Below are 13,963 nucleotides of genomic sequence, written 5' to 3'. Positions count from 1 at the left end.
ATTTTCCTTTGCGCGACACCCTATGTATCAGCGTGGATCATGACACCAGAACAACGTATCGCCAAGCTGCTTGCCCGGGCCGGAGTCGCCTCGCGCCGGGAAGTCGAGCGGATGATCGCCGAGGGTCGGATCGCGCTGAACGGCACGACGATCGACACGCCTGCGACGCTGCTTTCCTCGCTCGACGGAGTGACGGTCGACGGTCAACCGGTCGCCGCGCCCGAACCCACGCGGCTGTTCCTCTACAACAAGCCCAACGGCCTGTTGGTGACCGAACGCGATCCCGCCGGGCGGCCGACCATCTATGACCGCCTGCCCGCCGGACTGCCGCGCCTCGTGCCGGTCGGGCGGCTCGACCTCAATACCGAGGGGCTGCTGCTGCTGACCACCGATGGCGGGTTCAAGCGCCAGCTGGAACTGCCCGCGACCGGGGTGGAGCGGACCTATCGCGCACGCGCCTATGGCGACATCACCCAGGCGCAGCTCGAGGATCTAATCCACGGGATCGAAATCGACGGCATCCGCTATGGCCAGATCGACGCCAATCTGGAGCGTCGCACGGGCGCCAATGTCTGGATCGAGATGACCTTGCGCGAGGGCAAGAATCGCGAGGTCCGGCGCGTCCTCGAACATCTGGGCCTTCAGGTCAGCCGCCTGATCCGCCTGCGCTATGGCCCCTTCGTCCTGGATGATCTGCCGGTCGGCGAGATCGGCGAGGTCAAGGGCGCGCAGATCGTCGAGTTCCGCAAGACCCTGCTGGGCGGCATCCCCGCCGATGCCGTCCGCCCGACGCCCCGCGCCGGTTTCCGCACGCCGCCCACGAATGCCAAGCCGGAACGCCCGGCCCGCCCCGAGGCGCGGCGCACGGCGGATCAGGATGCCACGCCCCGGCGCGACGCCAAGCCTCGCGCTTCGACACCGTTCGGCGAGCGCGCGCGTCCCGGTGCGCCACGCTCCGGCGACCGGCAAGAGCGTTCCTTCCGTCCGCGATCCGAAAACGCCCCGTCGGGGCGCGGTGGGCGTGACGAGCGTCCTGCCCGTGGCGAACGGCCGTCCGGGGGGGAGCGTCCCTTTCGCTCCCGGTCGGATGCCGGACCGAGCGGGCGCGCCGTTCGCGAGGATCGGCCCGCGCGGGGCACCGAACGTCCCTTCCGGTCGCGTCTGGATGCCGGACCCACGGGACGTGGCGCTCGGGACGAAAGACCCGCGCGTGGCGGCGACCGCCCCTCCGGGGGGGATCGTTCGTTCCAGGCGCGGTCCGACGCGGCGCCCTCGGCGCGGGGTGGTCGCAACGAGCGAACCCCACGCGACGAGCGTCCCTCGGGCGGTGATCGGCCGTCGCGGGGTCCGCGACCGCCCGCACCATCGGGCGGCGGACGCCCCTTTGGCAGTGGGCGTAACGGACGGCCCGGTCGGCCCGGAGGAAATCGCTGATGCGCGTCATTGCCGGAGAGTGGCGGGGTCGCACGCTGGTCGCGCCCAAGGGTGACGTCACGCGCCCAACCGCCGATCGCACGCGCGAGGCGCTTTTCTCGATGCTGGCGGCGCGGCTGGGCGATTTCGAGGGGCTGGCGGTCGGCGACTTCTTCGCGGGATCGGGCGCGCTGGGGATCGAGGCGCTGTCGCGCGGCGCGGCGTCCTGCCTGTTCGTCGAGCAGGATCGCGGGGCTCTGGACACGCTACGCGCCAATCTCGCCAAGCTCGGGGCGACGGGCGATGTCCGCGCGACCTCGGTGCTGGCGCTGGGCCCCGCGCGCCAGCCGCTCGACCTGATCCTGATGGACCCACCTTATGGCACCGGCGCGGGCGTCGTGGCGCTCGACAAGCTGACCCGGCTGGGTTGGGTGGCGGCGGGAACCTGGATCAGCATCGAGACGGCCAAGCAGGAAGAAATCGACCTGCCGGGCTTCGTCGTCGACGCCTCGCGCGTCCATGGCAAGGCGCGGTTGACCCTGTTGCGTCAGGGCTGAGCCAGGCTCCGCCCCCGCATCAACGCCAGCCCGGCGAGGCTGAGCAGGCCCGCGGCGACCAGATAGCCGCCGACCCAGTTCAGCCCGCCGCGCTCGGTCAGCGCCTGCGCCGCGATAGGCGCCAGCGCGCCGCCGATGATCCCGCCCAGATTGAAGGTCATCGAGACGCCGGTATAGCGCACCCCCGCCGGAAACAGCGCGGGCAGCCAGCCGCCCAGCGGGCCATAGGCGAACCCCATCACGAACAGCGCCGCCGCGAGCCACACGAAGACGATCGCCAGCGATCCCGATCCCAGCATCGGCCCCATCGCGACGCCGACCAGCGCACATCCGGCAAAGCCCAGCGCCAGCATCATGGGCGCGCCACGGCGATCGGCCATCACGCTCGACACCACGACGCCCAACGCCAGAAACAGGATCGCGACGAGCTGGACGCCCAGAAATGCCTCGCGCGGATAGCCAAGGGCGCTGGTGCCATAGCCCAGCGCGAAGGCGGTCGCGAGGTAGAAGATGGCGAAACAGGCGATCACCCCGCCCGTCCCCGCCAGCAGCGCACGGCCATGCCCCTGCAACAGCGTCGCGATCGGCACGCGCGGCAGGGCTTCGGTCCGCTTGGCCTCGGCGAAATCCGGTGTCTCGGTCAGCCGCAGGCGGACCCACAGGCCGAGCATCACCAGCACCGCACTGGCCAGGAACGGCAGTCGCCAGCCCCAGGCGCGGAATTGCGCATCGGTCAGGACGAGGCCGAGAAGCAGGAAAAAGCCGTTCGCCAGGATGAAGCCGACCGGCGCGCCGAGCGGGGGAAACATGCCCCAGGTGTTGCGCCGCCCGGGCGGCGCATTCTCCACCGCCAGCAGCGCCGCGCCACCCCATTCGCCCCCCAGCCCCAGTCCTTGCCCAAGTCGCGCGATGCACAACAGCAACGGGGCGATCCAGCCCGCCTGCGCATAGGTCGGCAGGAAGGCGATGGCGACGGTCGATCCGCCCATCAGCATCAGGCTGACCACCAGCGTCGACTTGCGCCCGACCCGGTCCCCGAAGTGACCAAAGGCGATCGCACCGACCGGCCGCGCGACAAAGGCGAGCCCGAAACTGGCATAGGACAACAGCAACTGCGCCGCCGCCGAGGAGGCCGGGAAGAAGAGCGGCCCGAACACCAGCGCCGCCGCCGTCGCATAGATATAGAAATCGTAGAACTCGACCGCCGTTCCGGTCAGGCTGGCCAGCAGGATATGGCGGTGCGAAGGTGTCGAGGCACGGGTCATCCGCCCGCTGTGGCAGAAGCCAAATGCCGCCGTAAAGACCTATCCGCCGCGACGCGGCGGGCCGGATCAGCTCGCCAGCACCTCGGCCAGCTTGAGCAGCAACCAATAGAGCGTACCCGACAGCAACATCGCGACCGGCAGGGTCATGATCCAGGCGAGCGCCATGTTGCGGATCGTCCGCGCCTGGAGCCCGGCGCCATTGGCGACCGAGGCGCCCGCGACGCCGGAGGACAGGATATGCGTGGTCGACACCGGCCGCCCCAGCTGGTCGGCGAGCAGGATCGTCGCCGCCGTCATCAGCTCAGCCGCCGCACCCATGCCATAGGTCAGATGCGTCTTGCCGATCCGCTCGCCGACCGTGACCACGATCCGCCGCCAGCCGACCATCGTCCCCAGGCCCAGCGCCAGGGCGACGGTGATCTTCACCCAGAGCGGGATATAGCGGGTGCCGCGCTCCAGCTGCTTGGCATAGCCGTTGAGCGACTCGATCTGACCGGCGGTGAAACGGCTCTTGGCACCTTCGTCCTTGGTCACCATCCGGGTGGTATCGAGAACGAGATACATATCGTTGCGCAGATTGGGAACGACCGCCGCCGGTACGCGGCTGAGCGTGCCGTAATCGGTGATCCGCTCGCCGATGTCGTGCGACAGGACCGACAGCCCTTCATAGACCTGCGGCGTATCGATCGCCTTGGCGCGCACGCCATCGACGACGGCGGCGCGGGCCTGGTCCAGCGGGACCGCGTGGCCGGTGCCGTGCGCGGCATAGGCGGCGGAGGCGATGTCGGCGCTGCGGACAAAGGCGGGCATCGCACTTTCCGGCAGCGTCCGGTTGAGCGCATAGGCGGTCGGCGCGCAGCCGATCAGGATCAGCATGATCAGGCCCATCCCCTTCTGCCCGTCATTGCCGCCATGTGCGAAGCTGACCGCCGTGCAGGTGAAGATCAGCAGCGCCCGGATGCCGCGCGGCGGGGGCGTATCGCCTTCGGGTTCGCGATACAGGCGGTCGTCGCGGAAAAAGCGCTTCATGACGAGGAGCAGCATCAGCGCACCGGCAAAGCCGATCAGCGGACTGAACAGCAGCGCGGAGAGGACCTTCCGCACCTGCTCCATGTCGACGCCCGATGTACCGGGGATGCTGGACAGAAGCTGGTTGGCGAGGCCGACGCCCAGGATCGACCCGATCAGCGCGTGGCTGGACGAATTGGGCAGCCCCACCGCCCAGGTCGCCAGATTCCAGATCACCGCCGCCAGCAGCAGCGCGAAGATCATCGCGAACCCGCCCGCCGATCCGACATGCAGCATCAGGTCGATCGGCAGCAGGGTGATGATCGAATAGGCGACCGCGCCGGTGGAGGTGACGACACCGAGGAAGTTGAAGAAACCCGACCATATGACGGCCACCGGCGCGGGGAGCGAATGGGTATAGATCACCGTCGCCACCGCATTGGCAGTATCGTGGAAGCCGTTGACGAACTCGAAGCCCAGCGCGATCAGCAGGGCCAGGCCCAGAAAGGTGAAGACACCGACCGCCATGGGCTCGCCAACCCGCGCCGTGTCGGTCACGATGCTGACCCCCGCATAGGCCAGGCCGCCGACGATCAGCGCGAGGAAAATCCACCGCCCCGACGGATGCAGCGACGCATCGAGCTTCGGTCCACGAATGCGAGATTCGGATTCCCCGCCGGCAAGCGCATAAGGTGTCATGATAAACGTCCGTTGCGCCACGGAGGTGACGTTTTTATGACGCCGGTCCCGTGAGCCGTGGCCAATGCCATGCCGGGATAGGGCGGGACGCCCTCGTGCGAGGTCCCGCCCTATCCCGGACAGGCCCTTATCGCGTGCTGGCCAGCATGACGGGGGCGGCGAGCAGCGCGGCGACCTTCACGGCGGCGTCGGCCTGCATCTCCGCGCGGCACTGGGCCACGCCCTCGTTCAGCGCCAGATCATTGGTCATGGGTCCGCATGCGATCGCCGCGGCGCGGCGAATGCGGGCGTCGAGCATCGCCCGGTGATCGGGTCGATGGAGATCGAGATCGGCGTGACGGACCTTGATGCTGACCGGTTCGCGCAGCTGCGCCTGGACGGAGGCGCCGGACAGGACAAACGAGGCCGCAAGGGCGACGGCAAAAATCTTGCTCATGGGAAGCTCCTGCATGGGGTCGTGCCCGTCACGGCGGCATGGGCGTTTCCACCCCGTCGCTCGTCGGCACGCACCGCCCCTAGGCCGCCCGCATGTCGGTTTCGGGTCGGGCGTGGGACGCCCGTGTGACATATCCCGCTATGACACAGCATCGCCATCGAACCGCCGAAGGTTGCCCCGGCGGCCAACGTTCCCTAACTGTTCGCGATGACCGTCGCTCCCTCCGCCGATCCCGCCCGGATTTCCACCGGACACCTGGCCGATTACCCCTATCTGCGCACGCTGAACTCGGCACAGCGTGAGGCGGTGCTGACCACCGATGGCCCGGTCCTGGTGCTGGCGGGCGCGGGCACGGGCAAGACGGCGGCGCTGACCGCGCGGCTGGCGCATCTGCTCTACACCCGCAAGGCCTGGCCTTCCGAAATCCTGTCCGTCACCTTCACCAACAAGGCTGCACGCGAGATGCGGGAACGCGTCGGGCGGCTGGTCGGCGATGCCGTGGAGGGGATGCCATGGCTGGGCACCTTCCATGCCATCGGTGCCAAGATGCTGCGCCGCCATGCCGAGCTGGTCGGGCTCCAGTCGAACTTCACCATCCTCGACACCGACGACCAGCTCCGCCTGCTCAAGCAATTGATCGTCGCGGCCGATATCGACGAGAAGCGCTTCCCGGCACGGGCGCTCGGCGGGCTGATCGACGAGTGGAAGAACAAGGGGCTGGTCCCCGGCGACATCGATGCGGGCGAGGCCGAACGCTATGCCAATGGCCGTGGGGCCGAGCTGTATCGCCAGTATCAGGACCGGCTGCGCAGCGTGAACGCTTGCGACTTCGGCGATCTGCTGCTCCACATGCTGACCATCCTGAAGACGCATCGCGATGTGCTGGAGCATTATCAGCAGCGTTTCCGCTATATCATGGTCGACGAGTATCAGGACACCAACAGCGTCCAGTATCTCTGGCTGCGGCTGCTGGCGCAGGCGCGCAAGAATATCGCGTGCGTCGGCGATGACGACCAGTCCATCTATTCCTGGCGCGGCGCGCAGGTGGAGAATATCCTGCGCTTCGAGCGCGACTTCCCCGGTGCCAAGGTCATCCGGCTGGAACAGAATTACCGTTCGACCCCGCATATCCTGGGGGCGGCGTCGGGCGTGATCGCCAATAATGGCGGACGGCTGGGCAAGACGCTGTGGACCGAACTCGACGTGGGCGAAAAGGTCCGGGTGCTGGGCGTATGGGACGGCCCCGAAGAGGCCCGGCGCGTCGGCGAGGAGATCGAGGCGGCGCGGCGCTCCGGCACCTCCTATGGCGATATCGCGATCCTGGTCCGCGCCTCGCACCAGACGCGCGAGTTCGAGGATCGCTTCATCGCGATCGGCCTGCCCTACCGGATCGTCGGGGGCTTCCGCTTCTATGAGCGTGCCGAAATCCGCGATGCGCTGGCCTATCTGCGGGTGGTCAACCAGCCATCGGACGATCTGGCGTTCGAGCGGATCGTCAACGTTCCCAAGCGCGGACTAGGCGACAAGGCGCTGGCCAAGATCCACCAGCTGGCGCGGGCCGAGGGCCTGCCGCTGACCCTGGCCTCGGCGCGTATCCTCGATACCGACGAACTGACCCCGCAGGCGCGGCGGAGCCTGGGCAATCTGATCGGCGACATCGCCCGGTGGCGCGACATGGCCCGCGACCTGCCGCATCCCGAACTCGCCCGACAGCTGCTGGACGAGAGCGGCTATACCGCCATGTACCAGAACGAGAAGTCGGCGGAGGCGGCCGGGCGGCTGGAGAACCTGTCCGAACTCGTCCGCGCGATGGAGGATTACGAGTCGCTCGGCGCGTTTCTGGAGCATGTGTCGCTGGTCATGGAGCGCGACGGCGACCAGCGCGAGCCCGAGGTGACGATCATGACGATCCACGCCGCCAAGGGGCTGGAGTTCGACACCGTCTTCCTCGCGGGCTGGGAGGAAGGGCTGTTCCCCTCGCAGCGCGCGATCGATGAAGGCGGCACGCGCAGCCTGGAGGAGGAACGGCGCCTCGCCTATGTCGCGATCACCCGGGCGCGGCGCAAGGCGGTGATCCTGCATGCGGCCAACCGCCGCATCTATGGCCAATGGACCTCCAGCCTGCCGAGCCGCTTCGTCGGCGAACTGCCGCCCGAGCATATCGACAGCGAGACGAGCATGACCGGCGGCGAAAGTCTGTGGCGCGCCAACTGGTCCGAACATGCCGACCCCTTCGCCAATGTGGCGCGGGGGACGGGGCGCGGGCCAGGCTGGCAGCGGGCGGCGACCAGCCAGAACGCGACGCCGACCCGCCCCGCACGGATCGTCGAGTCGCGCGCGCCCTCGGTCGGCTTGGGGCAAAAGGGGCGCGACGACCTGGGAGTGGGCGACCGGGTCTTCCACCAGAAATTCGGATATGGGGCGATCGCCGCGATCGAGGGCAACAAGCTGGAGATCGATTTCGAACAGGCGGGGCGCAAGCGGGTGATGGACAGCTTCGTCACCAAAAGCGTCGCTTGATCCGGGGGCGTCGTTCAGGAACCATATCGATTCGTAGCCGTATCGGTCGCATCGCCCGATTGTCCGGGCGTTGGAGGATAACCGATGGGCTTTCGCCGCTTGGCCACCGTCGCGATCACGACGGCCGTCACCCTGACCGCCATTCCCGCCACGGCACAGACCGCCGCCGACGATGCGCGCTTCCGCGCGGCGCAGGCGCGGTTCGACCGGGAATATCAGATCTACCGTCAGGAGGCTGAGCTGTACCTGTCCCGGCGCGACCGGGGCGGATATTACGATGGCGATTATCGCCCCGTCCCGCCGCCGCCGCCCGGCGGTCCCGGTGGCTATCGCGTCGCGCCGTCGATCCCGGCGGATGGCTATGCCAATGGCGAACCCTATTACGACCCGGTCGGCGATTATCGGGACGGCCCGCAATATCGCGAGCGTGTGCTGCAACCGCAGGACCGCGTCTATGCGGGCACCGACGGCCGCTATTATTGCCGTCGGTCGGACGGCACGACCGGCCTGATCATCGGCGGCGCGGCGGGCGGCATATTGGGCAATCTGGTCGGCGGGCGAAGCAGCACGATCGCGACGCTGCTGGGCGCGGCCGGTGGTGCGCTGGCCGGGCGGTCGATCGAGCAGAACCAGGTCCGCTGCCGCTGATCCGACATTTGGGGGCGGTCGGGGAACACCCGCCCGCCCCGGATTTCAGCGATGCGTGATCAGGCGGGATCGACCATCATCAGGGCGCAGTTCCTGTACTTCTCCGCATCCCGCTCGAACAGCGCGCTGGCGGGGAAGCGGCGCGGGGTCAGGCGCAGCGAGCCCAGGCCCGCCAGCTTGAACGTCCCCATCTTTTCCTCGCGCGGCGGCTTGCCGTCCCGCTCGACGGTCGTGGCATCGACGTACAGCTCGTCATGCCGCGTGTAGATCACATGGGGCGCCAACACCACTTCGCCGCGATTATACATGGCGGACACCGCCTGCATCTTCACAATGGCTTCGAAGATGATCGCAGGAGCGCCCGCCGCCGGCTCAGCCGGACGGCGCTCGGTCGTCGTCATATCGGTCATGCCCTGCATTTGCCCGTCCTGCCGCAACGCAGCAAGAGCAATTACGCCGCAATCGCCCATCGATAAAGGGCGCGAGCGAACGGCATGCGCTCGCGCCCCCTGGTTCACTTCGCCGGGCCCATCAGTTTCTGTGCGAAATAGACCATCTGCTGGGCATTCAGCCGGGCGCCCTGCGCGATGTCGGCGTCGCCCGAATGGCCACCCGCCATATCCTCGTAGAAGAGATAGGGGATGCCATATTCACCCAGCCGCGCCGCGAACTTGCGGGCATGTTGCGGCCCGACCCGATCGTCCTTCGTGGTCGTCCAGATATAGGGCTCGGGATAGGCGACGCCCTTGCGGATATTGGCATAGGGCGAGATCTTGCGCAGGAACGCGGCCTCTTCGGGCACGTCGATCGAGCCATATTCGTCCTTCCACGAATCGCCCGCCGCGATCTTCTGATAGCGGACCATGTCGAGCAGCGGCACCTGGATCGTCACCGCCTTCCACAGCTCGGGATGCTGGGTCAGTTCGACCCCCATCAGCAGGCCGCCGTTCGAGCCGCCATAGATGCCCAGCTTCTGCGGGCTGGTGATATGCCGCGCGAACAGGTCCTTGGCGACCGAGGCGAAGTCGTCATAGATGATCTGCCGCTTGGTCTTGCGGCCCGCGTCATGCCATTTCGGCCCGAACTCGCCGCCGCCCCGGATATTGGCGAGCACGAACGCCCCGCCACGCTCGGTCCAGATCTTGCCGGTCGACCCCAGATAATAGGGCAGCCGCGCAATCTCGAACCCGCCATAGGCGGTCATCAGCGTCGGCGTGGTGCCGTCCAGCTTCGCGCCCTTGGGCAGGACGACGAAATAGGGGATTTTGGTGCCGTCGGTCGACACCGCCTCATGTTGATGGACCGTCGCGCCGGTCGCGTCGAACCGGGCGGGCAGCGTCTTGAGCACCTGCGGCGCGGACGGTTTCGCCGCATCGAAGCGCGACAGGACGGTCGGGGTCGTGAAGCCCGAGGTCGACAGATAGACGATGTCCGACCGGTCGCTGGTGCTGGCCACGTCGACGGTCATATTGTCGGGCACCTGCACCGCCGAGGACGCCCAGCCGGTGGCGGTGGGGGCAAAGACGCTCGCCCGGCCCCGGACATTATCGATATAGGTGATGACCACGCGGTCCTTCGTGGTCGACACGCCCTCCACCGCCTGACGGTCGGTCGGGGTGAACAGCGCGCGCGGCTTGATCTTGCCCGCCTCCAGCTCGGACAGCGGCGCCCAGACGACCGAACCCGCCGGGAACGAGCCCCATGCGTCGCTGGTCTGGAAGATCACGCGGCCATCGACCATTCCGGCGGGGAAGGCGCGCGCGGGCATGGCGATCGGCTTGGCCCCGCCCTGCGGCGTCCAGAACAGCTTGTCGCCGCCGAAAAAGGTTCGCCGCCGCTCGATCACGACCGCGCGATGGCCCTGGGCATCGGTCAGCACACCCGCATAGGTGCCCAGCTCGTCCGACGGCTCGCCCCGGAAGATCTCGGTCGCCTGCGACAGCGGCTGTCCGCGCCGGACCATCTTCACGACGAAGGGATAGCTCGACTTGGTCAGGGTCCCCTGCCCCCAGTCTCGGCTGACCAGCAACGTGTCCTTGTCCAGCCATGCCGCGCCCTGCTTCGAGGTCGACAGGCGGAAACCATCGGGTACGAAGCCGCCGGTCGCCATGTCGAACTCGCGATATTCGATCGCATCCTCGCCGCCCTCCGACAGCGCGACCAGGCAGAGTCTTTCCTCGGGGCTGAGGCAGGTGACGCCCTTCCACACCCATTTCTTGCCCTCGGCCTTGCTCAGCGCATCCAGGTCGAGCAGCGTCGTCCAGCGGGGATTGGCGGTGGCGTAGTCGGCCTCGGTCGTCCAGCGCCACAGCCCCTGGGGGTGATCGGTGTCACGCCAGAAATTGACGATGCGGCCATACATCTGGCCCGGCATCGGAATGCGATCCTTCGCCGAGGCGATGGCCAGCGCTTCCTGGTAGAAGGTCTGATAGCGCGGATCATTCTGCAACCGGGGCAGTGTCTTGGCATTTTCGGCCTCGACCCAGGACAGCGCCTTGGCGCCGTCCTTGTCCTCCAGCCAGATATAGGGGTCATTCTCCGTCATCGTGCTCATCTGGGCCATCGCCGGGGCCCCCGCAACCTGTGTCGCCAGCATCGATCCGGCCAGCATCCACCGCCATCCCCGCATTCGTCATGCTCCATATCCTGAATGGGGGCGAATGTGACTTCATCACCCGCCGCTGGCAATGCGTTACGTCCCGAAAAATCGCATGCGGCCCGCATCGCACTGATGGCGGCATGGCGACGGAACGGTGGCTCGGGCGGCCCGTTCCCCCTTTCGCTTACCGCAAGAACGTCAAGGAGTTGGCGATGCCTTATGTGAAGACGCGTGACGGGACCGACATCTATGTCAAGGACTGGGGCGAAGGCCGTCCGGTCGTCCTCATCCATGGCTGGCCGCTGTCAGCCGACATGTGGGACACGCAGATGATGGGGCTGGCCGAAGCCGGTTTCCGCGCCATCGCCTATGATCGGCGCGGCTTCGGCCGTTCGGGCCAGCCCTGGTCGGGTTATGACTATGACACGCTGTCGGACGATCTGGCCGATGTGCTGGAGGAGACGGGCGCGCAGGATGCCGCGCTGATCGGCTTTTCGATGGGTGGCGGCGAGGTGGCCCGCTATATGAGCCGCCACGACGGCAAGGGCGTGATCGCCGCCGGGCTGATCGCTTCGGTCGTCCCCTATATGCCCAAGACCGACGACAATCCCCAGGGCACCGACCAGTCGGTGTTTGACCAGATCGCCCAGGGCCTGCGCGACGACCGCGCGCATTTCCTGCGCCATACCTTCTTCAAGCAGTTCTTCGGCGTGGGCTATATCTCCAGCCCGGTCAGCGACGAGGTGCTCGACTGGGCGACCGGCGTTGCAATGCAGGCGGGGCTGAAGCCGACGCTGGCCTGTGCCGAGGCCTTCAGCCAGACCGATTTCCGGCCCGACCTGCCCGCCTTCCGCGTGCCGACATTGGTCGTCCATGGCACCGGCGACCAGACCGTGCCGATCGATCCGGCAGGCCGCGCGGCGGCGGCGGGTATCTCCGGATCGCAACTGGTCGAATATGACGGCGCGCCGCACGGGCTCAACGTCACCCATGCCGATCGCCTGACCGGCGACCTGCTGACCTTCCTGGGTCGATAATAGAAAAGGGCGGCCCCCGGCGGGGTCGCCCTTATTTCAACGGAACGATCACCTCGTCCGGATGTGCGACGTTCAGTTCCTTGCGCACCATCTCATCGACCATGTCCGGATTGGCATGGTCGGGATCGAGCAGCGCGACACGGTTCTTCAGGATGGTCCGCCGCTTGTCGAGCGCGGCGTAATCCTGTTCGCGCTTCACCAATTGCCGCTGATACTCGCCATAAGCGAGCAGACCGTTGCGCCCCAGCACCGCATAGGCACCGAAGAACGCAACGATCGTCAACCCGAGCGCGGGCAAGGCAGCCCGCCGCATGGTCCGCATGAAAGGCGTCGACTTGGTCACAGCGGCCATAATTGTATCGACGCCCTTCGATTTCAAGCGCGGATCAGAATATCGCGACCGGCATAGCGCGCCGAGTCGCCCAGCTCTTCCTCGATGCGGATCAGCTGGTTGTACTTGGCGAGCCGGTCCGAACGCGCGAGGCTGCCCGTCTTGATCTGGCCGCAGTTGGTCGCGACCGCCAGGTCGGCGATGGTCGCGTCCTCGGTCTCGCCCGAACGGTGCGACATGACGGCGGTGTAGCGCGAACGCTGCGCCAGCGACACGGCCTCCAGCGTTTCGGTCAGCGTGCCGATCTGGTTGACCTTCACCAGCAGCGAGTTGGCATAGCCGCCCTCGATGCCCTTCTTCAGACGCTTCGGGTTGGTGACGAACAGATCGTCGCCGACCAGCTGGACCTTGTCGCCGATCAGGTCGGTCAGCGCCTTCCAGCCTTCCCAATCGTCCTCGGCCATGCCGTCCTCGATCGACAGGATCGGGTATTGGCGGGTCAGGTTGGCCAGATATTCGGCCATCTCATGGCTCGACAGGATCTTGCCCTCGCCCGAGATATTGTACTTGCCGTCCTTGAAGAACTCGGTCGCGGCGCAGTCGAGCGCGATCATCACGTCGTCGCCCGGCTTGTACCCGGCCTTCTCGACCGAGGCCATGATGAAGTCGAGCGCTTCGGTGGTCGAGGCGATGTTGGGGGCAAAACCGCCCTCGTCGCCCACGCCGGTCGCCAAGCCCTTTTCGTGCAGCGCCTTCTTCAGCGTGTGGAAGATCTCCGAGCCACAGCGGACCGCCTCCACGATGTTCGCCGCGCCGACGGGCATGATCATGAATTCCTGGAAGTCGATCGGATTGTCCGCATGCTCGCCGCCATTGATGATGTTCATCATCGGCACCGGCAGCAAGTGCGCCGAAACGCCACCGACATATTTGTAGAGCGGCAGGCCCCGCGCCTCGGCCGCCGCCTTGGCCACCGCCAGGCTGACGCCCAGGATCGCGTTGGCGCCCAGACGGCCCTTGTTCTCGGTGCCGTCCAGCTCAATCATGGCACGGTCCAGATCGGCCTGGTCCTCGGCGTCCATGCCCAGGATCGCGTCGGTGATCTCGTCATTGACCGCCTCGACCGCCGCCTCGACGCCCTTGCCCATCCAGCGGCTCTTGTCGCCGTCGCGGCGTTCGACCGCCTCATGCGCGCCGGTCGACGCGCCCGAGGGTACGGCGGCGCGGCCGAAGCTGCCGTCTTCGAGCAGAACGTCCACCTCGACCGTGGGATTGCCGCGGCTGTCCAGGATCTGGCGCCCGTGGATGTCGATGATTGCGGTCACGTAACGATGCTCCTACATCAGCCTTGAAGGTCTCGGCGGCGCTCTATCGCGTGACACGACGAAGGGCAATTGCGGGAAAAGCATGGAACCGTGCTTCCGTCACCGGGGTTAGAACGCAAATCGCC

General features: G+C 67.1%; 12 protein-coding genes. 5 read left to right on the top strand and 7 right to left on the bottom strand.

What is annotated here, in order from left to right; genetic code table 11:
- Positions 1-39 precede the first annotated feature (39 nt).
- Positions 40-1,434, top strand: a complete 1,395-nt coding sequence (locus QE360_RS14570) for a pseudouridine synthase (protein WP_309702617.1) — start codon at positions 40-42, stop codon at positions 1,432-1,434.
- The gene (rsmD, locus tag QE360_RS14565; RefSeq protein WP_309702615.1) at positions 1,434-1,970 is read left to right on the top strand and encodes a 16S rRNA (guanine(966)-N(2))-methyltransferase RsmD; all 537 of its coding nucleotides are present in this window, start codon (positions 1,434-1,436) and stop codon (positions 1,968-1,970) included. Before QE360_RS14570 ends, rsmD begins: the two co-directional genes overlap by 1 nt.
- On the opposite strand, the gene QE360_RS14560 is transcribed toward rsmD, so the two are convergent.
- The 3 genes from QE360_RS14560 to QE360_RS14550 all read right to left on the bottom strand — a co-directional run bounded on the left by QE360_RS14560 (position 1,961) and on the right by QE360_RS14550 (position 5,378).
- Positions 1,961-3,235, bottom strand: a complete 1,275-nt coding sequence (locus QE360_RS14560) for an MFS transporter (protein ID WP_309702611.1) — start codon at positions 3,233-3,235, stop codon at positions 1,961-1,963. The two genes, rsmD and QE360_RS14560, sit on opposite strands and share 10 nt — an antisense overlap.
- Positions 3,236-3,301: 66 nt before the next feature.
- Positions 3,302-4,942 carry an anion permease gene (locus QE360_RS14555; protein ID WP_309702609.1) on the bottom strand — a complete coding sequence of 547 codons (1,641 nt, stop codon included), beginning with the start codon at positions 4,940-4,942 and terminating at the stop codon, positions 3,302-3,304.
- 127 nt (positions 4,943-5,069) lie between these two features.
- Positions 5,070-5,378: a UrcA family protein gene (locus QE360_RS14550; protein ID WP_309702608.1), complete on the bottom strand. Its 309-nt coding sequence runs from the start codon at positions 5,376-5,378 to the stop codon at positions 5,070-5,072.
- A gap of 207 nt (positions 5,379-5,585) precedes the next feature.
- Here QE360_RS14550 and QE360_RS14545 point away from each other — a divergent pair, with 207 nt between their 5' ends.
- Both QE360_RS14545 and QE360_RS14540 read left to right on the top strand, forming a co-directional pair.
- The gene (locus tag QE360_RS14545; RefSeq protein WP_309702605.1) at positions 5,586-7,898 is read left to right on the top strand and encodes a UvrD-helicase domain-containing protein; all 2,313 of its coding nucleotides are present in this window, start codon (positions 5,586-5,588) and stop codon (positions 7,896-7,898) included.
- Positions 7,899-7,982: 84 nt separating this feature from the next.
- The gene (locus QE360_RS14540; protein WP_309702602.1) at positions 7,983-8,546 is read left to right on the top strand and encodes a glycine zipper 2TM domain-containing protein; all 564 of its coding nucleotides are present in this window, start codon (positions 7,983-7,985) and stop codon (positions 8,544-8,546) included.
- A 59-nt stretch (positions 8,547-8,605) separates the two neighbouring features.
- On the opposite strand, the gene QE360_RS14535 is transcribed toward QE360_RS14540, so the two are convergent.
- Both QE360_RS14535 and QE360_RS14530 read right to left on the bottom strand, forming a co-directional pair.
- On the bottom strand, positions 8,606-8,965 hold the full coding sequence (locus QE360_RS14535; protein ID WP_307098855.1) for a hypothetical protein: 360 nt from the start codon (positions 8,963-8,965) through the stop codon (positions 8,606-8,608).
- A gap of 95 nt (positions 8,966-9,060) precedes the next feature.
- On the bottom strand, positions 9,061-11,175 hold the full coding sequence (locus QE360_RS14530) for a prolyl oligopeptidase family serine peptidase (protein ID WP_309702599.1): 2,115 nt from the start codon (positions 11,173-11,175) through the stop codon (positions 9,061-9,063).
- Positions 11,176-11,357: 182 nt separating this feature from the next.
- Between QE360_RS14530 and QE360_RS14525 the strand changes: the two genes are divergently transcribed.
- Positions 11,358-12,182 (top strand): alpha/beta hydrolase, encoded by an 825-nt coding sequence (locus QE360_RS14525; RefSeq protein ID WP_309702596.1) that lies wholly within the window; start codon positions 11,358-11,360, stop codon positions 12,180-12,182.
- 31 nt (positions 12,183-12,213) lie between these two features.
- On the opposite strand, the gene QE360_RS14520 is transcribed toward QE360_RS14525, so the two are convergent.
- Positions 12,214-12,534, bottom strand: coding sequence for a septum formation initiator family protein (locus QE360_RS14520; protein WP_307098861.1), 321 nt, complete (start codon positions 12,532-12,534; stop codon positions 12,214-12,216).
- Between the two features lie 23 nt (positions 12,535-12,557).
- Positions 12,558-13,838, bottom strand: coding sequence for a phosphopyruvate hydratase (eno, locus tag QE360_RS14515; RefSeq protein ID WP_309695534.1), 1,281 nt, complete (start codon positions 13,836-13,838; stop codon positions 12,558-12,560).
- Between the last annotated feature and the right edge of the window lie 125 nt (positions 13,839-13,963).

Origin of the sequence: Sphingomonas sp. SORGH_AS_0789 (assembly GCF_031453055.1) — a bacterium.
Lineage (GTDB): Bacteria > Pseudomonadota > Alphaproteobacteria > Sphingomonadales > Sphingomonadaceae > Sphingomonas.
The sequence above is the reverse complement of the archived record's forward strand: the minus strand, read 5'-3'. Positions and strand labels throughout refer to the sequence as shown.